Genomic DNA, 22,003 nt, shown 5'->3' on the forward strand with positions numbered 1-22,003 from the left:
AACGGCCCGATGGCGGGGGGCCGGCCGGCGGCCCCGCGGCCGGACCGAGAGACACCCATCGGTCCTCTCGACGACCCTTCGTTCCGAGACACGTTAGCCGGTCAGAGCCGGTGAATGACCGTTCAATCGTCGCTTCAGCGGTTGTAGTACCCGGAAGGTTGATACGGTTGTGTCAGACTCATTTGCACAATGAGAACCCGGTCCACGCTGCGCGGGGGGAGGCGGACCCGGGTCGCCCTCCTCGTGCTGGCACTGAGCGGCTGTCTGCTGGTCGCGGCGTTCGCACCGGCGGCTGCACTGACTGGAACCGTCACGAGCGTCGCCAACGATGGTGGGAACACCGGCGCTGGAACCGACGCCGGGAACACCGACACCGACAACGGTGGCCCGACCACCGTCTCGGCGTGTCGCACCATCGAGGCCGCGGGTGACTACCGGCTCGACGCCGACCTCGCGGCCGACAGCGGGGCCTGCATCGAGATCACCGCCAGTGACGTGGGTCTCGACGGCGCCGGCTACGAGGTGACGAGCGGCGCGGACGGCACAGGAGTCGAGATCCGCGCGGGCTCGGATGGGACCAGCAACGTCACGGTCCGTGACCTGGCCGCGAACGGAACCCGGGACGGTGTCCTCGTGACCGGCTCGCAGGACACGTCCGACGTGGTCGGCATCGAACTCGTCGATATCACCGGCCACAACAACTCGCGGGCGGGCATCCGGACGGTGTTCGCGAACGTCACCGTCCGGGAGAGCACGCTGACCGAGAACGAGGTCGGGCTGGCGGTGCTCGGCGGGGCCGCTGTCGTCGAGGCGACCGACGCCGAACGGAACGACGTGACGGGGCTGAAGGCCTCGTTCGACCCGATGGCCCTCACGGTGTCCGGCGGCGCGTTCACGGAGAACGGCGCGCGTGGCATCCTCGTCCGCGAGCTTCCGGGGGCGAACCTCACGGACGTGAACGCCTCGAACAACGGCTTCGACGGCATCCTCATCGCGTCGACCGCGCCGAACGCCACCCTCCGCGATGTCGACGCCTCTGCGAACGTTCGACACGGACTCGTCGTGCGTGCGCCCGGCGTTCGCGTGCTGGGCGCGACCGCCAGCGGTAACGGTGGCGACGGCTTCCGGCTCCCGGCGGTCGATGGCTCGCGCGACGCCCGCCGGCTGCTGGCCGGCGAGACGACGCTCGAAGCACGGAACAACGTCGATGCCGGTGCGCGACTCTCGGGGTCGAACACCTCCGTCTCCGGGCTCGTCGCCACCGGGAACGCGGCCGGGGTCAACCTGACCGACGCGACCGGCGTGACGGTCAACGAGACGGACGCGTCCCGGAACGACCGGGGCGTCGTCCTCGCGAACACGTCCGGGAGCGTGTTCGACGAGGGGACCGTCGCGAACAACTCCGGGGTGGGGCTCCTCGTCATCGGCTCGGACGACAACACCATGGAGGACCTCACCGCGCTCGACAACGCGGTGACCTACCGCGCGCTGGGCAACGGCCGCACCAGCGTCGACCGTCTGACGCTCGCCCGCGGGACGATATCGTTCACCGCCAGCGATGTCGAGTTCGAGACGGTCTCGCGCCCCGCCCCCGCTCGCCCCGGGAACCGGACCTTCGGGCCGTATCTCAACGCCACGACGACCGAGAGCACGTCGCTCTCCACCGGCCTGACCGGGAACCTGGGCGGGGGGAGCGGCTTCCTCGACCTGACCGTCGGCTACGCGTCAACCGACCTCCAGCAGCCACCGCTGGAGGAGCCGACGGTTCGCCTCCACGTCCACGACGGTAGCTGGTCGGCCAGCGGTGGCTCGCTGGACCGGGACGCCAACGAGGTCTCGCTCAACATCTCCGCGCCGAACGGCGTGTACGCGCCGGCGGCGGACCTGGAGAACGCCATCACGGCCTGCCGTGGCGGGTCACCACTCACCGAGGACGGGGCGACCTACCGGGTCGATACGGACCTCCAGGGCACCGGGTCGCGATGTCTCGCGGTCAGCGCGAACAACGTCACCGTCGTCGGCTTCGGCCACGGCGGCGAGCAGCCCCGTACCATCACCGGACAGGACAGTGCCGACATCTCCGGTATCGACGTCCGGCCCGCCGACGACCGGACCGGCGTCACCGTCCGGAACCTCACCGTCCGGGACTTCGGCGTCGGTGTCAAACTCCGCGGCGCCAACGCCACGCTCCGGCGCGTCACGGCGTTCAGCAACGCCGACGAGGGAATCCTCGTCGACGGCGCCACGAACGCGACGCTGTTCAACACCTCCGCCGTCGAGAACGGGGGGACGACGGGCGACGGCATCCTGCTGCGGGACGCCACCGACACGAACCTGACGAAGGTCCTCGTCCAGGACAACGGCGCGTGGGGCCTCCGGGAGACCGGCGGCACGACGGGCACGACCGCGGCGGACCTGAACGTCTTCGCCGACCCGGACGACGACGGCGCGGGCCGGAACGTCGTTCTCGGCTTCGAGGCGGCCCAGGATATCGCGCTCGGCTCGGTCGCCGACCCGGCACGACCGGGCGAGAACCTCACCGACCTGGGCAACTTCGTCGATGTCGAGGGGCAGCAGGACGGTGCGTACGTCGAACTCGACCTGCGCTACAACGACACCGGCGTCGACGAGGGGAACCTCTCGCTGTACGACTACGACGAGCGGGTCGGCGAGTACGCCCCGGTCGAGGGGGCTTCCGTCCACCCGGACGCCGACGTGGTCTCCGCCAACCTCACCTCGTTCAGCACGTTCGCCCCGCTGGTGAACACGTCGACGAGCAGTGGTGGGGGTGACGGTGACACTGGCGACGGTGACACTGGCGATGGCGAAACGGGTGACGGCGACACCGGCGATGGAGACACCGGTGACGGTGACACGGGGGATGGTGACACTGGCGGCGGTGACGAGGAGTCACCGCCTGACATCGGTTCCGGCACGGGCGACGGCAGCGGTGACGGTTCGGACGGGGGTAGCAGTGGCGGTGGTGGTGGTGGCGGTTCCGCGTCGACCCAGGACAACCCGTCGTTCGCGACGGTCGCCGCGAGCGTCAACCGGACGGGCGTGCAGGTCGACGGGACGGTCCGCATCAACGCGACCGTCCGGAACAGCGGCGACGGCGGCGGGCGCTACGAGGCCGACCTCTACCGGAACGACCGCTTCGTCCAGAGCCGTTTCGTCGAACTGTCTCCGGGCGAGGCGGCCGAGATCTCCTTCGAGCGCCAGCCGAGCGAGGTCGGGACCTACACCTTCCGCGTCGAGAACGTCACGGCGGGGACGGTCAACGTGACCGAGACGGCGCCCGACAACGCGTCGACGACGTCCACGGCTACCCCGACACCGGCGCCCGATGACTCGAGCGCCGACGGCGGGACCGATAACGGTGGCGGGGACGGGACCGCCACCGGAGACGGGAGCACCGACGGTTCCGATAGCGACGACTCCGGCTCCGACGACTCCGCCGACCCGGGGACCGGCGAGAACGCCCGCGAACCAGGGTCCCCCGGCGATTCCGACGGGGGCTTCGGCGGTCTGGGGCCACTCGGGATGGTGGTCGGCGGTATCGGCGCACTGGCTGTCGGCGCGGGTACCATCTACCTCGTCGTACTGAAACCCTGACGCCGGACCGGCACCGCTGGTCGGTCGCCCGGTTCGGGCCCGTCCGCCGCGCGATTCTTGCCGCCCCGGTTCGTAGCACGAGCGTGACCCGAGCGGTCGCGGTGGCGCTCGCCGCGTTGCTGGTCTTCGCCGGCTGCAGTGCCGTCGGGGAACCCGCCGAGCGTGGGGCCACGCCAACCCTGACGCCGGCGCCGGTTCCGGAGGATGCGGCCGGCGGCGACCCCCCTGCCCGCCCCGGATTCCTCCAGCGCCCCATCGAGCCGTGGACCGTCGGCGACGCGCACGCGGCCACGCTCTCGGGACGCAACTACACCTGGGTCCTCTCGTACAACCGGACCACCCACCGGTTCGACTTCCCCGACTCCGGGCGCGAGACGGTCCGGGTCGTCCGGGTCGCGAACGCGACTACCTACCGCGTCGACCGGCGGGTCCGGGTGACGACCGTCACGGGGCCCGGCCCTTGGCGGGCTGCGACGACGGAGTACGCCGCCGGCGGACTGGTAGCGGAGCGGCGGCCGCCGACGGACCCGGTCCGGGTCCGGCCGGTCGAGCGCCCGCGTAACGGCGAGGGTGTCGTCGACGACCGTGCCGAATCGCTGGTCGCGCGGTATCTCGACGCCGGCGAGACCACGGTCGTCCGGTTCCGTGACGATGGGCGGCGACGGTATCTGGTCCGGGGGCGCGGTGCCCCGCCGTCGGTGACGGCACTCACGAACGACACGGTGTCGGACTACCGCGTCGCGGCACTCGTCCGTCCCGACGGCCGCGTGGTGACCCTGCAAGCGCGCTGGCTCGCGGGTCCCCGGACGGTCGTGACCGTGCGGTCCGAGTATCGTGCGGCCGGGAAGACGTCGGTGCCGGCGCCGGCGTGGTTCGGTGACGCGCCGGTCCAGCAGCCCGGGGACCGGAGTGCGGCGGACTCCCCGGACGACTGGTTCGCCGGTTCGGACCTCCGCGAGGCCGCGGCCTCCCGGAGAGGGGACGAGCCGTCGAGTGACGGCGTCGACGGCTGGGTCGGGTGGCCCGACTGGGCGAGCGACGACTGAGGCGGCGTGGTGGCCTGGCGCTCAGTCGTCGCCGAGGATACCGCGTTCGGTCATCCGCATGGGGTCGAGCACCTCGTCGGCTTCGTCCTCGGAGAGATAGCCCTCCTCCAGGACGACCTCGCGAACGGTCTTGTCCTCGGCGAGCGCACGCTTCGCGACCTTGCTGGCCTTGTCGTAGCCGATGGCCGGATTCAGGGCCGTCGCGAGTGCCATCGACTGCTCGACGCGCTCTTCGCAGTACTCCTCGTCGGCCTCCAGTTTGTGGACGAACTTCTCGCCGAACACCTCGGCGGTGTTCGACAGGAGCTTCGCGGACTGGAGGAAGTTGTGCGCACAGACCGGCTTGTAGAGGTTGAGGTCGATCTGTCCCTCCGCCGCGCCCGCGGCGACGGCGGCGTCGTTGCCGACGACCTGCTTGTGGACCTGATTGACCGATTCGGCGACGACCGGGTTGATTTTTCCGGGCATGATGGAGCTGCCGGGCTGGTTCTCCGGCTGGTCGACCTCGTTGAGCCCGTTGCGCGGCCCCGACGCCAGGAGGCGGAGGTCGTTGGCGATCTTGTTGAGGCTCCCTGCAATCGTGCGGAGCTGGCCGTGTGCCTCGCCCATCGCGTCGTGGGCGGCCTGGGCCTCGAAGTGGTTGTCTGCCTCGCGGAACTCGAGGCCGGTCTCCTCGCTGATGTACTCGGCGGCGCGGGTGGGGAACTCGGGATGTGTGTTCAGGCCCGTGCCAGTCGCGGTCCCGCCGAGTGCGAGTTCGCCGAGGTGGTCGCGGGTGCTGTCGGCGCGGCTGATACCCTTCTCGACCTGCGCGCGGTAGCCGCCGAACTCCTGGCCCAGCGTCACCGGCGTCGCGTCCTGCAGGTGCGTGCGGCCCGTCTTCACGACGTCCGCGAACTCCTCCTCCTTCGCGGCGAGCTCCTCGCGCAGCGTCTCCAGCGCCGGGATGAGGTCGCGCTCGACCGCCTCCAGCGAGGCCACGTGCATCGCCGTCGGGATGACGTCGTTGCTGGACTGGCCGTAGTTGACGTGGTCGTTGGGGTGGACCTCGCGGGACCCGATTTCCCCGCCGATGAGCTCGGTCGCGCGGTTGGCGATGACCTCGTTGGCGTTCATGTTCGAGGAGGTGCCGCTCCCGGTCTGGAACACGTCGACCGGGAAGTGCTCGTCGTGCTCGCCGGCGATGACCTCGTCGGCGGCCCGCACGATGGCCTCGCCCTTCTCCTCGGGGATGAGGTCGAGGTCGAGGTTCGCGCGGGCGGCGGACTTCTTGACGATGCCGAGCGCGCGGACGAACCGCCGCCCGAACGTCACGTCCGAGATGGGGAAGTTCTGGAGCGCGCGCTGGGTCTGTGCGCCCCAGTAGGCCTCCGCGGGCACCTGCATCTCGCCGAGACTGTCGCGTTCGGTCCGGTAGTCACCGTTGTCCTCGCTCATACCTCGGCGGTCACACGGTGGGGGCTAAATCCCGTCGAAGCCGGCCACGCTGGCCGTCGTCTCCCCCTCGTTCCAGTCCGCCACAGCAAAGCCCACGGCCAACCAACGCCGTTCCGTGTACGTCTCCAACGCGGTCACGCCGATGGTCGAGGACCCGCCCGACGAGCCCGTGGCGCTCGTTCTTCGGACCGACGACGACACCGACACCGACACCGTCGTCGCCGCCGTCGAGGACATCGGGGGCGAGCACGAGCGTGACCTCGGGTTCGGCGACGTGCTGGTGACCGTCCCCGGCGACGCGGTCGGCGACGTGCTCGATATCGCCGGGCTGTCGGCCGTCGAGACGGGCGCACTCGCCGAGATGACCGACGCCGACGGGGCCGGCGAGGACGTGGAGATGGGGGACGGCGACGGTTCTGACTGAAGATCGCGACTATATCACGAGAACTGCAACTCCCACGATAATGTGGGGTACACGCTACCTGTATATCGATTAATCGAACGTCTCCGGGGCGTCCTCGAACTCCTCGGGTGTGTACGTCTTGAGCTCCAGAGCGTGGATATCGGTCGTCATGTGCCCCTCGAGCGCGTCGTATATGATCTGGTGCTGGTTCACGAGCATCTCGTCCTCGAACGCCGGTGAGACGACCAGCGCGGCGAGGTGGTCGTCGTCGTGTTCGCCGCGGGCCCGGCGCACCCGTACGCGGGCGTCGGGGAGTGCCTCCCGGATGAGGTCCTCCACGTCGGCAGGGTTCATGTCCGGTCGTGGGACCGGTGCGGGGATAAATCCCGTCGAGACACGCACGACCCGTGGCCCCGGCGGCGCAGTCCCGCGCGGGCCGTCACTATATAACTCTCCCTACATCAACGGCATCGTACCCATTGTGCGGTAGTCGAACGGTTCCGTATGGAACGACGCACGTTTCTCAGAACGGTGGGTGCGGGTGCGCTCGCCGGCGCTGGTGGCGCCGGCAGTGCGGCGGCGAACGGTGATAGCGAGGCCGAACGGAACCCGACGCCGGTGGACGGCTCCGAAGTGTACGTCCCGAAGGTGAACGAGATACGGTCGCCGCTGTCGGGTGTGCCCGAGGTGGTCGAAGCCGGCGATAGCCTGCGCGTGGAACTCGACGCGAACGCGGACATCCCGTTGCGGACCGTCGAGGCCCGTCTGGAGCCGAGTTTCGGTGGCCCGGCTCGGATTCCGCTGTCGCGGGCCGGCACCGACGGGGACGACCCGACGAGTCGCATCTGGAACGCCGGCGCCGAGGTGGACGGCTCCGAGAGCGAGGGCGACGAGGCCTCGTACGGGCAGGTCGTCGTCGCCGAGTTCGACGTGCCGGCGCTGGACGACCGCCCGACGTTCACGCCCGACCTGTACGACCTCGTCGTGACGTGGGACACCGCCCCGACCGCGCTGACGGGCGGGGAGGACCGGCAGCCACGCGCGGTGAGCGTCCGTGAGACCATCCCCGACGAGTTGGACATCGCCGTCCTCGCGGACCCGCAGATCGGCGACCCGCGAGCACTCCAGTCCGGGTTCAACGAGGCCCGGGACGAGGGGAATCCGGACCCGTTCGTCCAGCGGTCGCGCCGTGTCCTCGGCGACCGGCCGGACGAGCGCTGGGCGGCTACCCGCCGCGCTATCGCCGAGGTGAACGCGCTCGACCCCGACATCGTGCTGGTGGCGGGGGACCTCTGTCTCGGCCAGGACGTGCCCGGGAAGTTCTACGCGGAGTTCGAGGACGCCTGGACGGTGATGAATCAGGTGCAGGCGCCGACGTTCATGACGCTGGGGAACCACGACGGCTACGTCCAGTCCGGCACCGACGGGAAGGCGCTCTATCGCGAGACCTTTGGACCGCCGTCCTACAGCGTCGAAATCGGTGACGCCGCACAGGTCGTCGCCGTCGACACGTTCGACTGGTCGTACCTCGACCGGACTGGGGCCAGCGTCGCTGTCTCGACCTACGGCGGGCAGGTCCGGGACGCGCAGTTCGACTGGCTCCGCGGGGAACTCTCCCGCCTGGCCGATACGGACCGCTCGATTCTCGCCGTCGGCCACCACAACCCCTCGTGGGTGCCCGACGCGAAGAACGAGGCGTACGCACAGACCGACGGCCAGCCGGTCGCCGAGCAGGTCGCGCGTGGGAGCCGTATCGCCCAGAGCGGCCAGCGCTGGACCGGCGAGAACGCCTTCTCGCTCCGGCGGCTGTTCGACGAGGCCGGCGTGGACGCGTTCTTCTGTGGGCACTCGCACCAGGACCGCGTGGCGCGCTCGATGGCGAACCGGACGGGCGATTCGACCGTCGATGTCGATGGCGACGGTGACACCGATGTCTACACCGCGGGCGACCCTGCCGACGTGGTGGCGGCCCTCGGGAACCGGTACGCGAGACAGTCGTACGAAGCGACGGACGGCGTCACGACGGGCCGAGTCGAGAACTATCCCGACCCCACCGTCGAACGCGCCGCCCCCGGAACGGCCGACGCCGAAGGACTCGTGGCCGACCTCCGGAACACCGAGGCGGGTACCCTGTACGTCAACGTCGCCTCCACGATGTCCTCGACGGGCGAGTACTGGGGCTGGCGGCAGTTCGACTACGATACCACGTCCGACGGCCTCGACCCCCGCGCGTTCCGGTATCCCGTGAGCCAGGCGTTCCTCGACGAGCGTACGGTCAGTCCCGGGCCTTCCGACGACCCACGGTGGGTCGCCCAACAGGACGAGGTCGGCTTCTTCTCCACGCCCTCGTACCTGTTCGACGTGACCGACGAGGGGAGCGCGAACGCGCCGGACGGGCGCACGGTGACGGTCACCAACGACCAGACGCTCGACCGTTCGGGCGCCGTGACCGTCTCGACTACGGCCGCGAACCCGACTGTCGAGGGCGGCGAGGTCGTCTGGCGACGCGAGGCCGACCCACGGACGGACCTGAAGGTGGCCTTCGACGTGCCCGCGGGTGGCGAGACGAGCTTCACTGTTACCGGCGACACGCCGGGCCGGAACTGATGCGCCGGCGGCTCACGCTCAGGCGGCGTCGACGAAGACGTCGAACGTCCCGTCCGCCCCGACCACGATGTCGGCACCGACGACGTTCCCAGCCTCGCTGGTCCGGTAGGAGACCTCGCGGACGGCTCCGCCCCGTCGGCCGAAGCTCAGCCGTGGCGCGCGGGCGTACACCCGGTCGAACGTAACCGAGAGGAGACCGCCCTCCGCCCGGAGCCCGCGGTGGACATCGAGCGGCGGCGCGTTGTCCCTGGCCCGGGAGGTGGGACTCGTGATGCGCCACGGGGCCTCGCCGTCGGCCCGGTTGGCCTCGTACCGGTTGTCGCCGCCGTCAGCGCACTCGATGATGCCGGGGCCGCGGTTGCGGTGGATGCTGTTCCCCCGGACCCGGACGCCGTGGTCACAGACGCGGATTGCCGGCGCCCCCCTCGATACGCGGCCACCATCGCCGCCTCTGTCGCCGCCTCCGGTATCGCGCAGGTGGTTGCCGACGATGTCGGTGCCCGCGGTATCGGGGCCACCTCGCACGTCGATTCCCGGGCCGGCGGGAGCACGAATCTGGTTCTCCCCGACCCGGAGGCCGCCGGCGTCCACGAGTCGGATGCCCACCGTCCCGGGTTCGACGACCACGTTCCCGGTCACGGTGCCACCGTCGACCTGGCGGACCCGGACTCCCGCCCGGGCCGGTTCGACGAGCGCGTTCCCCGCGACGACGGCTTCCCGGACCGCACCGTCGATGTTGACACCGGGGCCGCTGTACCCGCGGAAGGTGTTGTTCCGGACCACGAGGGTGTCTCCCCCCACTGCGTCGGCCGCGACGCCCGCGAACCGCGTCGTCCGGTCGGTCGTCAGCCCCGCCGTCTCCTGGGTGGCGAGGTTGTTGCGGACGGCAACGCTCGCGAACGGCTCCGGGCCGCGGACGTGGCAGAACGACTTGTGGGCTCCGTAGCCGACGTTGCCGACGAACGCGATGTGTCCTCGCCCGGGCCCGACGGGTTCGTTGTGGGCCACGCCCGTCAGGCTCCCCTCGGCGCTGTCGCCGAGTACGTTGCCCGTGACGAGTGCGTGCCGGGCCGTGTGGTTCTCCCCGTCGGGGTACCAGAGGTCGGCGGATATCGCCCGGTCCAGACTGCCCCGGATGTCGTTCCCTGCGACGAGCAGGCCCGAGCCCGCGACCTGTATCCCCCGGTCGCCCGCGTCGCGGATCCGGTTCCCGACGACCCGGACCGCGTCGCACCCGGGGGTCACGCTGATACCGCTCCCGCCGTCGCCGTGCCTTCGGGGGTGGGTCCCACGGATATCGTTTCCGGCGAGCGTCACGCCGTCGGCGTCCCGGACGGCGATGCCGTGACAGCGGGGCGCCCGTGGGCGCTGCGCCGCCCGGTTCCCCTCGAAGCCGAACCCCCGGACGAGGACATTCTCGCAATGGCTGTGGTGGCCGATGCGGATGCCACCGGCGTCGGCGCCGCGAGCCGGCCGGACGAGACCCGGTATCCCGGGGCCGACCACGGCCACGTCGTCGACGTCCACGTCGAGCCAATCGCTCGTCCGGTAGGGGCCCCCGGCGGCGGAGATGTGGATGGTGTCGCCGGGGGAGAGGCGCTCGAAGGCGGTCCGGAGCGCCGGCGTGGAGTCGACCACCCGGTCGGTGATGCGCCCGTCGGTCATCGAGCACCCCGCGAGTGCGGCCGCGAGCCCGGCCGCACCCTGGAGGAGTGGCCGCCGGGAGAGTCGTTCGCCCAGGCCGTCGGAATCGGGTCGTCGCGACACACGTACACCCCGGCGCACCCGCCAGGGGGATACTTACTCGGGGGATAACGGCGCCCCGCGGCAGGAGCCCCGTGGGACCGATGGACTCAGGTCCAGCGGTCCAGGCCGGTCTGCGTGAGCGCCTCCTCGATGCGCTCGAAGCCGCGCTCGACCTCGTCGGCGGGGACCTCCCACTCGTCGGTGACGTAGGCTTTCGCGGCGGCGATGTCGGGGTCGATGTCCGTGTCGAACCCGACGTCGTCGGTCACGTCCGGGTCGAGGAACAGCTGCCGGATGGCGTCAGTGTTGTCGACGTAGCAGTCCTCGGCCTCGAAGACCGCCCAGATGTCGCCGTGCTCGTTCAGGAGCTTGACGGCGGTCTTCGGGCCGATGCCCGAGACGCCCTCGTTGAAGTCGGTCCCCATCAGGATGGCCGCGTCGACCAGTTGCTCCCAGGAGAGGTCGTGCTTCGCGAGCGTGGCTTCGAAGTCCATCAGCTCGGGGTCGCCCTTGCTGGTGAGCTGCCGCAGCGTGAGCGGCGCCCCGAGCAGCAGCGAGTCGTAGTCCTCGGTGCCGGCGTAGTCGACAGTTCCCGTGCGCGCCATGTGTGCGGCCTGTGCCTCGCCCTCGGCGGGTGCCTCGATGACGGGCACGTCCAGCAGTTCGAGCAACTCGCGGGTGGTCCGGCGGATGGTCTCGGTCAGGCGCTGGGTCCGGGATTCCAGCGTGGCGATGGTCTCGGCGGCGGCACCCTCCTCGCGTGCCGTCTCGAGGTCGTCCTCGTACCGTTCGCGCTGCTCGCGGCGTTCGGCCACCTCATCGGCCTTCAGTTCGGTCGTCCCGCCGTCGAAGACGAAGACCGGCGTCAGGTCGTGTTCGAGGAACTTCGGCAGGCCCTGCACGGTGCCGATGAGGTTGGCCACCTCCTCGCCGTCGCTCGTGGTGTACGCGCTCGTGCTCGTGAACTTGACCGTCGTCGTCAGGTACCGGTAGAGCCAGTTGTGCGCGTCGACGGCGACGACACTCCCCTCGAGGTCGTCGAACGACACGTCCTCGATGACCGCCAGTTGCCGGAGGTCCGCGTTGCCCATTGGCGTCCCCTTGGATGGTGCGTGATTTGGTGTTTGTGTCGCGCGCCTCGTGTTCTTTCGCCACGTCGGAACTGACCTCTGCCGAAGCCCTCGCGTTCTCGCCCTTCGGAAGTCCGCTAGACCCCCGCGTCCGTCAGTCGGGTCTGTGGGCCTCACGCCGCCCCAGCCGACTGCGGTACTCGCTCCCTGTGGTCGCTGTGCTCCTCGCCCCTCGCGCGCTGGGCGGCGGCTGGCCGCCGGCACAGCCGCCAGCGCGCGCCCCGTCGACTGACGGCACGCGATTTCCCGCAATCCACGGGCCGGTCGAGCGCGCGAGGCCTTCGTGGCCATCTCCGCCTATCCTACAATAGAGATGCTGAATTTAGAATTATGCAGTTTATACGATATCTCGATATTTTTGGGTGGATTTGTACTGCTATGCGTGCCGTTCGAGCAATCCATCCAGCCGCTCCAGTCCCTCCTCCAGGTGCGCCGTCTCGTCTCCGAAGCCCAGGCGGAAGTAGTCGGGCTGGTCGAACGCCTCGCCGGGTGCCAGCACCACGCTGCATTCCTCCACGACGCGCTCGCAGAACGATTGCCCGCCGAAGAACCCGTCCGGGACCTCGATGAACGCGTTCACGCCGGTCTCGGGGTCCGGCCACCCGAGGTCGTGCCGGTCGACGAACGCCCCGACCAGGTCGCGGTTCCGGGCCGCCAGGTCGCGATTCTCGGCCAGTATCTCGGCCTCCGTCTCGGGGTCGAGCACCTGCTCGGCGACGCGCTGGGAGACGGCGGGCGGGGAGATGGTGGTGTAGTCCTTCCACTGGGCGGCGGCCTCGACGACCTCGCGGGGGCCGGCGAGCCAGCCGAAGCGCAGGCCCGCGAGCCCGTACCCCTTCGAGAGCCCGCAGGTCGAGACGCCGTAGGGACCCAGACTCGCCGCGGGGGGCGGCAGCTCGACCGCCCCGTCGTCGGCCCCGGCGAACGGCCGGTACACCTCGTCACAGAGGAGGTACGCGCCGGCGTCGGCGGCGTGCTCGTACACCGCCCGGACGGTGTCGGCATCGTGGATTCTCCCGGTCGGGTTGTTCGGGTTGTTGAGCACCACCAGCGCCGTGTCGGGGCGGATGGCCTCGGCGACGGCGTCCGGGTCGAGCCGCCAGCCGTCGGCCGCATCGAGTTCGACGCGGGTCACCTCGCCGAGCGCCTCGGGAATGGCGTGAAGCGACTGGTAGGTGGGCGTGACGACGACGGCGTGGTCGCCCATGAGCGCCGCGAAGGTGACGAAGTTGGCCTCCTGGGTGCCGCAGGTCAGGAGCACCTCGTCGGCGGCGCGGTCGTAGCGGTCACCGATACGTCCCCGGAGGTCGGGGTCGCCGCCGGTCGGGATGACGTAGCCGAAATCGTCCGGGACGAGGTCGAAGCGGGTCGGGTCCAGCGGCCGGATGCCGGACTCGGCGAGCATCAGGTTGTCCGCCTCGTGGGTGGCGAACCAGCGTTCGAGGGCGAACGGCTCGATCTGCATACCGGCGTGTCGGCGTGCCAGGAGAAAGTGTCACCGGACCGGTCGCCGATGCGCCCGGCCCTCGTCCGTCAGCTGCGGTCCTCAGTTCGCCTCGACGGTTACTCGACCATGCGCCTGCTCGACAAATACGTTCTCGGCCTTGTCCAGGTTCAGGTCGTCGAACGAGTCGTACGGGTCGCTCTTGCCCCACGGGTCACTGAACAGGACGCCGTCGTCACCATCCCACTTCGCGGTCTTGTAGTTGTTCGAATCGAGGATGTCCGTCCCGCCGGACCGGAGGATGTCCTTCGCGGCCCCGCGCTTCAGTTCGCCCCGGAACACCTTGTCGCCCTCCTCGTCGTCGATTCGGATAGTCGCCCCGTCGTGGCCATTGATATTGTCGTCCCCGTTCTCGTCGAAGAGGTAGTACCGGAGCTGCAGCTCCTTGTTGTTCTGCTTTTCGAGCAGGAGACTCCCCTGGATGGTGCGGAAGGAGTCCTTGTCGCACTGGAGGCTGCCGAGCAGTCCGCCGAGCAGTCCGCCACCGGTATCTCCCAGGAGCAGGCAGTCCGTGTCACTGGTGGGAACGGTCCGGCCGCTTGACAGCCGCAACTCCGAGAACCCGGAGAGGTCCTCGAGCATCTGTCCGGAGGTGTAGATGCTCTTCTGCCCCTTCGTGGTCGTCGGCCGCGTGATGTCCACCTCGACGGTCCGGTAACTCCCCGGGCCGCCGCCGATGTCGGCTTCGACAGCGCCGGGAGCCGATCCGCCGCCGGAGAATACGGCCGTCGCTTGGCCGTCCGGCCCAGTCTGGACCGGATTGGAGAGCGCGTTACCGTCGGTGTCCTCCAGGTTCCCATTGCCCGACACCTGCATGGTCACGTCGGCACCCGGGACCGGATTGCCGTACTCGTCACGGACGGTGACCGTGACGGGTTTCGACCCGCTTTCCGGGATCTGGACGGTTCCCGACGGCGCCGTCAGGTACGTCGGCGCCACGCTCGCTGGCTGCCCGAGCGTCACTCGCGACACCCGGAAGTCGTACTGCTGGCCGTCCTTCAGAGTCAGTTTCACGTAGTCACCGTTCCCGGCCGGGGCAGGGCTGTCCCCACTGTCCTTCACCTCGGCGCTCACCAGTTCGTCCTGTGCGTCGGCGATGTCGGTCCACTCGTCCTGGTTCAGCTGCGTCGGGAGCCAGATGTGCGGGTCCTCCTTCGAGGAATCGCCGGAGATGTCCGTCCGCTGAGCGGTGACGGTAAGGCTGCGGCTCGTGGTGCTCACCGGGCTGAACTCGACGCTCTCTCGATGGGCGGTCCGGTCGTAGTCCCCGCCCAGCAGGGTCAGGGAGATGCGATTCCCGTTGACCGGCGCCGCAGTCAGGTTCCGGGTCTTCCCGTTGGCGTACTTCTTGACGAGCATCCCCTGTTCGAGGGCGTACTCGTCGCCCGTGATGCGGTTGTACGAGATGGAGTAGTTGAGGTGGCGGGTCGCGTACTGTACCGACCGGCCGTCCCAGAACCGTTCGTCGGTACTGTAGAGCCCCCGGACATAGACGGGGTGTTCGTCACTCGTGGCGAGACGGCCTGCGGGCTCGGGCGGGTTGACCGCCACCGCCCGGCCGGGGTAGGAGGGACTGAGCTGCAGAGTCGCGGATGCAGCGCTCTCTGACGTGCTCGCATCCTGCATCGCCGCTCGGAGTTCACCCATCTCACCCGCCATCGCGCTGTTGTGGTCGAACTCCACCTCCTCGTTCTGGTCGGGGACCACGTCTGCCTGGTACAGCGCGAACGTGGTCATCGTGACCGCGAACATCAGGGCGAAGCCCAGAACCTGCGTCGAGCCCCGGTTCTCGAACAACGTCCACGTCGCTCGGCGCTCGTGGTTCCTGCGGCCGGATGGAGGGTCCCGCATGCGTGTAACTCTCTTCGTCAGTCGATGGTGCGGAGATAAATACCAACCGCTCGTTCAACAGCTCGGAATCTCGTCCGAAGATTTATATTCGATTACTCGTCCTGCCGCTTTCGCATCTCCTGGCGGGTGAACTGTGGCGTCGCGCTGATGCCGCTCTGCTCGCGGAACGAGCGGTACAGGAGCACGAGGACGAGCGCTGCACCGACACCCGGCGCGATGGCGTCGACGGGCGTCGCGAAGGCGTAGAGGATGGCCGTCGAGAGGACGGTTCCCGTTAACAGGAGCCCCAGCACCAGCCGCCGGGCCAGCGTGTCGAAGACGGCCTCCTCGTCGTCGATGGTGGCCTCGACCTCGAGGTCGCCACGGTTGATGCGGTCGAGCGCGTCCTCCAGTTTCGGTGGGGTGCGGACGGCCGACCGGGCCGCGTCGTTGAGCTCCTCGGTGCGCTCCTCGACGAACTCGCGGATGCTTGCCTCGACGTACCCCTCCTGTCGGAGGTAGTCGGTGGCGACGTCGATGAAGTCGAAGTCCGGGTCCAGCGTCACGCAGACCCCCTCGACGACCGTCGCCACACGCAACACGAGCGCGAGGTTGGGTGGGAGGCGTAGCGGGAACTCGTAGATGGTGTCCTCGACCTGCTCGACGATCTGCTGGACGCGGTACTGCTCGATGTCCTCGCCGCGCGCGTCAGCGATGGCCAGTTCCATGACGTCCGCCATCACCTCGCGGTCGGCCTCGGGCGAGAGCGTCCCGAGTTCGATGAGCGTATCGAGGATGGCGTCGATGTCCTGGTCCGCGACGGCGATGTAGAAGTCGACGATCTTGTCCTGAACGAAGGCGTCGACGCGGCCGGACATCCCGAAGTCGTAGAAGACGAGCCGGCCGTCGTCCTGCACGGCGAGGTTCCCCGGGTGCGGGTCGGCGTGGAAGGTACCGTCGGTGACGAGCATCTTCAGGTAGGCGCGCTGGAGCGTCTCGGCCAGTTCCGTCCGGTCGAAGCCCCGCTCGTCGAGCCCCTCCACGTCGGAGATCTTCGTCCCGGGGACGTACTCCATCGTCAGCACGCGGCCCGTCGAGCGCTCGCCATCCACCGCGGGGATACGGACCGCCGATTCCTCCCGAAAGTTCTCCCGGATCTCCTCCAGCATCCCGCGCTCGCGCTCGTAGTCCATCTCCTCGCGGATGGTCTTCGAGAACTCGTCGGCGAGCGTCTGCATCGAGAACGACCGGGCCTGGTCGATGAACCGCATCAGGATGGGCAGCGAGAACTGGATGATGCGGAGGTCGGCCTCGACCAGCGACTCGATGCCCGGTCGCCGGACCTTCACCGCGACCTCGCGGCGGGCGTCCGGGCTCCCCTCGACCGGTTCCGGGATGGTCGCCGTGTACACCTGCCCGAGCGACGCGCCGCTGATGGGGTCCGTGTCGAACGACTCGAACGCGTCCTCGACCGGACCCAGGTCCTCCTCGATGACGGGCCGCACGTCCGCCCAGTCCGCCGGTGGGACGCGGTCCTGCAGTTGCTCGAACTCGTCGATGTACTCCGGGGGGAGGATGTCCGGACGGGTCGAGAGTATCTGCCCGAGTTTGATGAACGTCGGCCCGAGCGTCAGCAGCGAGTCCAGCAGCTTGCGGGCCCGGCGGCGACGCGTCTCCGCGTCGACACGCCGGGCTCGGCCGAACAGGAGGAACCGCCGCCGGTCCCGTGCGTAGGCCAGCAGTAGCGGCAGGAACTGGTAGACGACGACGGGGAACCGGCGGTACGCGCGGAGGTTCACCACGCGCTCAGGCGTCCTCGACAGGCACCCGTGTCTCGCCCGCCGCACCCCGCTTGGGGAGCGTCACCGTCAGGACGCCCCGGCTCACGCTCGCGGTGGCGCCCTCGCCCGTCGTGTTCGGCGGGAGCGGGAGTTCGGCGTCGAGGAACAGCGACCGGTCCTCCGTGACGTACGAGAACTCCGACGGCACGTCCTTCGCGCGCCGGGCCTCGATGCGGAGGCGCCCGCCGTCGATGGACACGTCGACCGTGTCCGCCGTCGCGCCCGGCAGGTCCATCACGACGCGGTGGGCGTCGTCGCTCTCCAGCAGGTCCGCGAACACCGTCTCCGGGAGTTCGCGCAGGGCCTCGCGAAACGCGTTCATACCACGCTGTACGGCTCCGGGGGCGAAAAAGGCCCCGGAGCCGGAACCCCGGAGGCGTCCGTGCGACCGGGGGCCCGCCCGCCACGGCCGCGGCTCGGAGACGGCTCCCGACCGTCCCCAGTCAGGTGCCGATTTCTAGGGTTAGAGTGTGTCTAATGTCCGCAGATGGCCAGAAGGTACTTACAAAACCAGCAGTAAATGCCGGTTGAACACAGATGAGTACCTACACCGCGGCGGGCGACCGGATGGCGGCCGACGGCCGGGCGGTGGTGCTGGTGCGCAACGGGACGACCGAACCCCGGACGGCGACCGTCGTCATCGACGGCACCGAGTCGGCCCCGCGCCGCGCCGACCTCTCCCCCGGGGAGGTCGGTGTCGTCGCCGCTCCCGCCGCCGGACAGGTCACCGCCGCGGTCCACACGAACGAGGCCTCCGCCTCCCTCTCGTTCGACCCGGAGACGGCGTCGGCGCCGCCGCTGTTCGCCCTCCGCCCGGGTCGGGTCCTCGTCTCGCCGGAGTGACACGACGCCGGCCTCTGCCGTCAGTCGAGGAACGCGCGGATATCGGCGACCGTCTCCTCGTTCTCGTCGGTGGTCGGCACCGGCACTTCGTCGTGCCACCCCACCGTCCACTCCGCCACGACCTCGGCGGGCGGGGCCGGTGTCTGCTCCCCGACCGGGGTAGCGTCGACGAAGACCTGGTACCCCTCGGTCGCCGTCTCGTCGTCCGGACGCCGGTATCGTCGCCGCTTCACGCGCCGCACCCCATCGACACGGACGACGACGCCGGCGGTCTCGGCCACCGCGTCGCGGGCCCGCTGGGTCCAGTTCTCCCCCGGCGCGACCGTCGCGTGCGGGAGGGCCGCGAACAGCTCCTCACGACTGACCTGTAACAGGAGCCGGCCGGCCTCGTCCCTCGCCCCGACGACCACCATCCCCTCGATGCCGTCGTACAGCTGAGCGTGGTGTTCGTGCGGTATCACTGCCGACTCGTCGTCGACGAGTACGTCTTCGCGGTGCAACAGGTCTGCGGGGTCGGTGATTCCGAGCGCGTCAGGAGGGCCGTTTCGCATCACTATCTGGTGCCACCGCTGGCGTGAAAGTGCTATGGGTCATCTCAAATGGCGCAGATTACTCGAAAAATATCTGTATTTGTATCTAATCTGGAGAAATACGGGGAAATTGGCGGCTTTGGTGGCTTATCTGGAGGTTACTCCCCGAGCGTCACGGCCTCGTGCGCGGCGTTCCGGAGTGCGTCCGACCGGCCGTGGGTGCCCGGTGCGATGGCCAGCGTCCGGCAGCCACGCCGGGCCGCCAGCTCGAGGACGGGTTTGAAATCGGTGTCCCTGGAGGCCACGGCGAGGACGTCGCAGTCGCCGTCGGTGACAGCCGTGGCGGCGTCCACGGCCAGTTTCACGTCCACGTCACCGCTCGTGATGACGACCTCGTAGCCCCGGGCCTCGGCGGCCTGGATGAGCCCCGAGGAGGCCTGCTCGTCGAGGTAGACGCGGGTGATGACGGGGCGACCCATCGCGGCCGCGGCCGCCCGGACCTCGTCGAGGTCCGTGTCGAACTCGCTCCGCAGGACGTTCGGTCCGTCGACGAACAGCGCGACGCGGTCCGGGCCGCCGCCGAACAGTCCGTCGAGGAGTCCCATACGCCCGCCGTCCGGGACGGGCCGTGATAGCGCTGGCGGTCCCTCGGCCCCGACTGCTCGCCAGTGGACTCGGAACGTCGGTCACCCTTATCACGGCGCCCCGAGCTAGGCCGGTCATGGCTGCCGGATTCGCGGTACCGCCGCTCGTCGGAGGCCTCGACGCCGTCGTCCTCGCCGCCGAGAGCGGCGGCGGGGCTCTCATCGAGGAGACGCTCATCCAGCTCCTGCCGGTGTTCATCATCGCTGCCGGGGTCGGCATCTTCGTCGCCAAGGTCGGCCGGTTCCCATACACCATCGCGCTGTTGCTCGCCGGCTTCGGCCTCTCCGTGCTCGCGACCACGACCGGGCAGTTCGGCCGACTCATCGACATCCGGCTCTCCGACGAACTCATCTTCCTGGTCCTGTTGCCACCGCTCCTGTTCGAGGGCGCGGCGACGACGGACCTCGAACGGCTCAGGCGCAACATCGTCCCCGTCATCGTGCTGGCCGTCGTCGGCCTCGCCATCGCCGTCGTCCTGCTGGGCGTGGCGGGGACGTACGTCTTCGGCGCGTTCGCCCCCGGGTTCACCCTGCTGCTCGCGCTGCTGTTCGCGTCGATGGCGCTCCCGACCGACCCGGTGAGCGTGCTGGCGCTGTTCGAGGAACTGGGCGCTCCCGAGCGCCTCTCGGTCCTCGTCGAGGGGGAGAGCCTCATCAACGACGGCGTCGGCGTCGTCCTGTTCTCGACGTTCCTCGTCCTCGTCGAGGAGGGTGCGGCCACGAGCCGACTGTTCGACCCCGTCGAACTGGCACGCATCGGACTGGACGTGGCCGTCGTCTCGCTGGGCGGCCTGGTGGTCGGCTTCGCCGCGGGGTACGCCGTCTACAGCGTGATGCGCGAACTCGACGAGCACATGACCGAAATCGTCCTGACGTTCGTCCTCGCGTACGGGTCGTTCGTGCTGGCCGAGCACTACCTCCACGTCTCCGGCGTCATCGCCACGGTCGTCGCGGGCCTGTTCATCGGGAACCGCGGCGCCGACTACGCGATGAGCCCGCAGACGAAGGTCAGCATCTTCAACTCGCTGGAGACGGCGGCGTTCCTCGTCAACACGTTCATCTTCATCATGATCGGCGTGACGACCCCCGTCCATACGCTCGCGACCCACGGCCGACTCATCCTGCTGGCCATCCCGCTCGTCCTCCTCGTCCGCGCGGCCATCGTCTACCCCCTCACGACGCTCACCAACCAGTTCGTCGAGCCGAAGGTCTCGACGGCCTACAAGCACGTCCTCGTCTGGGGTGGGCTCCACGGCTCCATCCCCATCGCGCTGGTGCTGGGCCTCCCGCGTGAACTCGCCTCCGGCGCGCCGTTCCCGTTGCGCGAGGAGCTGCGCGCGATGGTGTTCGGCGTCGCCGCGTTCTCGCTGGTCGTCCAGGGGCTGACGATGTCGAACCTGCTCGACCGGCTCGGCGTCGTCACCCGCTCCGAGGCCACCGAACTGTACGAACTCCTCATCGGGCGCGCCCGCGCGGTGGACGAGGCGCTGGAAGCCGCCGAGCGGCTCCACGCCGCCGGCGAGATTCCCGGTGGCGTGTACGAGGACTTCTCCGCCGAGTACGAGCGCGAGAAGGCGGCCCTGAACCGGGCCATCTCGGAGTTGCTGAGCGAGCAACCGGAACTCGCGCGCGAACAGTTGCTCGCAAGCGAGCGGCAGGTGCTCCAGCGCGAGAAGTCCGCCATCATGGACGCCATGCGCAAGGGTGTCGTCAGCGACGACGTAGGCGAGCGGCTGCTGGAGGAACTCGACCTGAAACTCGACCGCGTCCGCGACGGCGAGAGCACCGTCGCCGGCTCCGAGGAGGGGTACACGGAGTTCTGGCGCCGGCGCGCCGAGGAGTACGGCCTCGAGGCCGAACTGGAGACCGCGGAGGCCGACGACGAGGCCCTCGAGCCGGGGCACGGCGCCGAGGCCGACGAGAAGACCAAGGAGCCAGATGAGTGAGTCCGCCTACGTCGCCGTGTAGCCGCCGTCGTTGAGGTAGACCGTGCCCGTGCAGTACGCCGAGGCGGGGGAGGCGAGGAACAGTGCCAGCCCCTTCAGGTCCTCCGGGTAGCCGAGCCGTCCGAGCGCGGTCTCCTGGCGCATCTGGTCCTGGATGGGCTCCATCCCGGGGGCGTCCTCGCGGAGCATCCCGCCGCCGATGCCCGTGTGGATCCAGCCGGGCGCGATGGCGTTGACGCGGATGTCCGGGCCCAGTTCGACCGCGGCCTGCTTCGTGAACTGGACGACGCCGCCCTTCGAGGCGACGTACGCCGAGAGGCCGGGCGTCTCCGTCCCCACGAGGCCCAGCACCGACGCCGTCGTGACGATGCGGCCGCCTCCATCCTCCTTCATCGCTGCAGCGGCCTCGCGCGTGGTGAGGAAGACGCCGTCCAGGTTCACGTTCATGACCTCGCGCCAGTGGTCCAGCGACTGGCTGTGGACCGGGTTGAACATCCGGCCGATGCCGGCGTTCGCGAAGGCCACGTCGAGGCCGCCGAACGCGTCGACCGTCGCGTCGACGGCCGCGCGCACGTCGTCCTCGTCGGTCACGTCGCACGCGACTGAGCGTACGTCCCCGGCCGTCGCGTCCGCGAGGTCGGCCGCGACGCTCTCGGCGCCCTCGGCGTCGATATCGGCGAGCATCACGTCGGCGCCGGCCTCAGCGCACGCTTCGGCGTACGCCGTGCCGATGCCGCTGGCTCCACCCGTGACGAGCACCGCGTCACCGTCGAGCGAGAAGGCCGCCAGTACACCGTCCGCTGCCGGAACGTCGTCGCGTTCCATGAGGGCGCCTCGACTGCTGGGGCTTTGGTCGTTCGGCCGCGGATGTGTGGTTGGTT

At 69.5% G+C, this 22,003-nt stretch carries 17 protein-coding genes; 6 read left to right on the forward strand and 11 right to left on the reverse strand.

Annotated elements, in window-relative coordinates; all coding sequences use genetic code 11:
- Positions 1-189: 189 nt before the first annotated feature.
- Both NL115_RS13175 and NL115_RS13180 read left to right on the forward strand, forming a co-directional pair.
- Positions 190-3,615: a right-handed parallel beta-helix repeat-containing protein gene (locus NL115_RS13175; RefSeq protein WP_254829817.1), complete on the forward strand. Its 3,426-nt coding sequence runs from the start codon at positions 190-192 to the stop codon at positions 3,613-3,615.
- Between the two features lie 83 nt (positions 3,616-3,698).
- Positions 3,699-4,661 (forward strand): hypothetical protein, encoded by a 963-nt coding sequence (locus tag NL115_RS13180; protein WP_254829818.1) that lies wholly within the window; start codon positions 3,699-3,701, stop codon positions 4,659-4,661.
- Between the two features lie 21 nt (positions 4,662-4,682).
- On the opposite strand, the gene NL115_RS13185 is transcribed toward NL115_RS13180, so the two are convergent.
- Positions 4,683-6,098: a class II fumarate hydratase gene (locus NL115_RS13185; RefSeq protein ID WP_254829819.1), complete on the reverse strand. Its 1,416-nt coding sequence runs from the start codon at positions 6,096-6,098 to the stop codon at positions 4,683-4,685.
- A gap of 115 nt (positions 6,099-6,213) precedes the next feature.
- On the opposite strand from NL115_RS13185, the gene NL115_RS13190 reads away from it, so the two are divergent.
- Positions 6,214-6,522 (forward strand): hypothetical protein, encoded by a 309-nt coding sequence (locus NL115_RS13190; protein WP_254829820.1) that lies wholly within the window; start codon positions 6,214-6,216, stop codon positions 6,520-6,522.
- A gap of 69 nt (positions 6,523-6,591) precedes the next feature.
- Here the strand turns inward: NL115_RS13190 and NL115_RS13195 are convergent, their stop codons facing one another.
- Positions 6,592-6,855 carry a BolA/IbaG family iron-sulfur metabolism protein gene (locus tag NL115_RS13195; RefSeq protein WP_254829821.1) on the reverse strand — a complete coding sequence of 88 codons (264 nt, stop codon included), beginning with the start codon at positions 6,853-6,855 and terminating at the stop codon, positions 6,592-6,594.
- Between the two features lie 150 nt (positions 6,856-7,005).
- On the opposite strand from NL115_RS13195, the gene NL115_RS13200 reads away from it, so the two are divergent.
- A complete protein-coding gene (locus NL115_RS13200) occupies positions 7,006-9,108 on the forward strand; it encodes a metallophosphoesterase family protein (protein ID WP_254829822.1) in 2,103 nt (700 codons plus the stop codon).
- A gap of 18 nt (positions 9,109-9,126) precedes the next feature.
- On the opposite strand, the gene NL115_RS13205 is transcribed toward NL115_RS13200, so the two are convergent.
- The 6 genes from NL115_RS13205 to NL115_RS13230 form a co-directional block, all read right to left on the reverse strand.
- Positions 9,127-10,875 (reverse strand): right-handed parallel beta-helix repeat-containing protein, encoded by a 1,749-nt coding sequence (locus NL115_RS13205; protein WP_254829823.1) that lies wholly within the window; start codon positions 10,873-10,875, stop codon positions 9,127-9,129.
- An 86-nt stretch (positions 10,876-10,961) separates the two neighbouring features.
- Entirely contained in the window at positions 10,962-11,945 is a 984-nt protein-coding gene (gene fen, locus NL115_RS13210) for a flap endonuclease-1 (protein ID WP_254829824.1), read from the reverse strand.
- A gap of 415 nt (positions 11,946-12,360) precedes the next feature.
- Positions 12,361-13,449, reverse strand: a complete 1,089-nt coding sequence (locus tag NL115_RS13215) for an aminotransferase class I/II-fold pyridoxal phosphate-dependent enzyme (protein ID WP_254829825.1) — start codon at positions 13,447-13,449, stop codon at positions 12,361-12,363.
- A gap of 81 nt (positions 13,450-13,530) precedes the next feature.
- Positions 13,531-15,285 carry an Ig-like domain-containing protein gene (locus NL115_RS13220; protein ID WP_254829826.1) on the reverse strand — a complete coding sequence of 585 codons (1,755 nt, stop codon included), beginning with the start codon at positions 15,283-15,285 and terminating at the stop codon, positions 13,531-13,533.
- A gap of 146 nt (positions 15,286-15,431) precedes the next feature.
- Complete coding sequence (locus NL115_RS13225) at positions 15,432-17,117, reverse strand: ABC1 kinase family protein (RefSeq protein ID WP_254829827.1); 1,686 nt, start codon at positions 17,115-17,117, stop codon at positions 15,432-15,434.
- 7 nt (positions 17,118-17,124) lie between these two features.
- The gene (locus NL115_RS13230; protein WP_254829828.1) at positions 17,125-17,481 is read right to left on the reverse strand and encodes an Hsp20/alpha crystallin family protein; all 357 of its coding nucleotides are present in this window, start codon (positions 17,479-17,481) and stop codon (positions 17,125-17,127) included.
- Positions 17,482-17,696: 215 nt separating this feature from the next.
- Between NL115_RS13230 and NL115_RS13235 the strand changes: the two genes are divergently transcribed.
- Positions 17,697-18,002, forward strand: coding sequence for a hypothetical protein (locus tag NL115_RS13235; RefSeq protein ID WP_254829829.1), 306 nt, complete (start codon positions 17,697-17,699; stop codon positions 18,000-18,002).
- Between the two features lie 20 nt (positions 18,003-18,022).
- On the opposite strand, the gene NL115_RS13240 is transcribed toward NL115_RS13235, so the two are convergent.
- Both NL115_RS13240 and NL115_RS13245 read right to left on the reverse strand, forming a co-directional pair.
- Positions 18,023-18,553: a hypothetical protein gene (locus tag NL115_RS13240; protein WP_254829830.1), complete on the reverse strand. Its 531-nt coding sequence runs from the start codon at positions 18,551-18,553 to the stop codon at positions 18,023-18,025.
- 137 nt (positions 18,554-18,690) lie between these two features.
- Positions 18,691-19,137 carry an NYN domain-containing protein gene (locus tag NL115_RS13245; RefSeq protein WP_254829831.1) on the reverse strand — a complete coding sequence of 149 codons (447 nt, stop codon included), beginning with the start codon at positions 19,135-19,137 and terminating at the stop codon, positions 18,691-18,693.
- Positions 19,138-19,253: 116 nt separating this feature from the next.
- Here NL115_RS13245 and NL115_RS13250 point away from each other — a divergent pair, with 116 nt between their 5' ends.
- On the forward strand, positions 19,254-21,122 hold the full coding sequence (locus NL115_RS13250; RefSeq protein ID WP_254829832.1) for a Na+/H+ antiporter: 1,869 nt from the start codon (positions 19,254-19,256) through the stop codon (positions 21,120-21,122).
- 6 nt (positions 21,123-21,128) lie between these two features.
- Here NL115_RS13250 and NL115_RS13255 read toward each other — a convergent pair whose 3' ends face one another.
- Positions 21,129-21,947: an SDR family NAD(P)-dependent oxidoreductase gene (locus NL115_RS13255; protein WP_254829833.1), complete on the reverse strand. Its 819-nt coding sequence runs from the start codon at positions 21,945-21,947 to the stop codon at positions 21,129-21,131.
- Positions 21,948-22,003: the final 56 nt, after the last annotated feature.

It is taken from the genome of Haloglomus salinum, assembly GCF_024298825.1.
Classification (GTDB): Archaea; Halobacteriota; Halobacteria; order Halobacteriales; family Haloarculaceae; genus Haloglomus; species Haloglomus salinum.

Bases quoted from the DNA above. Each gene is read 5' to 3' on its own strand.
- NL115_RS13175 (WP_254829817.1), top strand. From the start codon at position 190: ATGAGAACCCGGTCCACGCTGCGCGGGGGGAGGCGGACCCGGGTCGCC.
- NL115_RS13185 (WP_254829819.1), bottom strand. From the start codon at position 6,098: ATGAGCGAGGACAACGGTGACTACCGGACCGAACGCGACAGTCTCGGC.
- NL115_RS13195 (WP_254829821.1), bottom strand. From the start codon at position 6,855: ATGAACCCTGCCGACGTGGAGGACCTCATCCGGGAGGCACTCCCCGAC.
- NL115_RS13200 (WP_254829822.1), top strand. From the start codon at position 7,006: ATGGAACGACGCACGTTTCTCAGAACGGTGGGTGCGGGTGCGCTCGCC.
- fen (WP_254829824.1), bottom strand. From the start codon at position 11,945: ATGGGCAACGCGGACCTCCGGCAACTGGCGGTCATCGAGGACGTGTCG.
- NL115_RS13215 (WP_254829825.1), bottom strand. From the start codon at position 13,449: ATGCAGATCGAGCCGTTCGCCCTCGAACGCTGGTTCGCCACCCACGAG.
- NL115_RS13230 (WP_254829828.1), bottom strand. From the start codon at position 17,481: ATGAACGCGTTTCGCGAGGCCCTGCGCGAACTCCCGGAGACGGTGTTC.
- NL115_RS13235 (WP_254829829.1), top strand. From the start codon at position 17,697: ATGAGTACCTACACCGCGGCGGGCGACCGGATGGCGGCCGACGGCCGG.
- NL115_RS13240 (WP_254829830.1), bottom strand. From the start codon at position 18,553: ATGCGAAACGGCCCTCCTGACGCGCTCGGAATCACCGACCCCGCAGAC.
- NL115_RS13245 (WP_254829831.1), bottom strand. From the start codon at position 19,137: ATGGGACTCCTCGACGGACTGTTCGGCGGCGGCCCGGACCGCGTCGCG.
- NL115_RS13250 (WP_254829832.1), top strand. From the start codon at position 19,254: ATGGCTGCCGGATTCGCGGTACCGCCGCTCGTCGGAGGCCTCGACGCC.
- NL115_RS13255 (WP_254829833.1), bottom strand. From the start codon at position 21,947: ATGGAACGCGACGACGTTCCGGCAGCGGACGGTGTACTGGCGGCCTTC.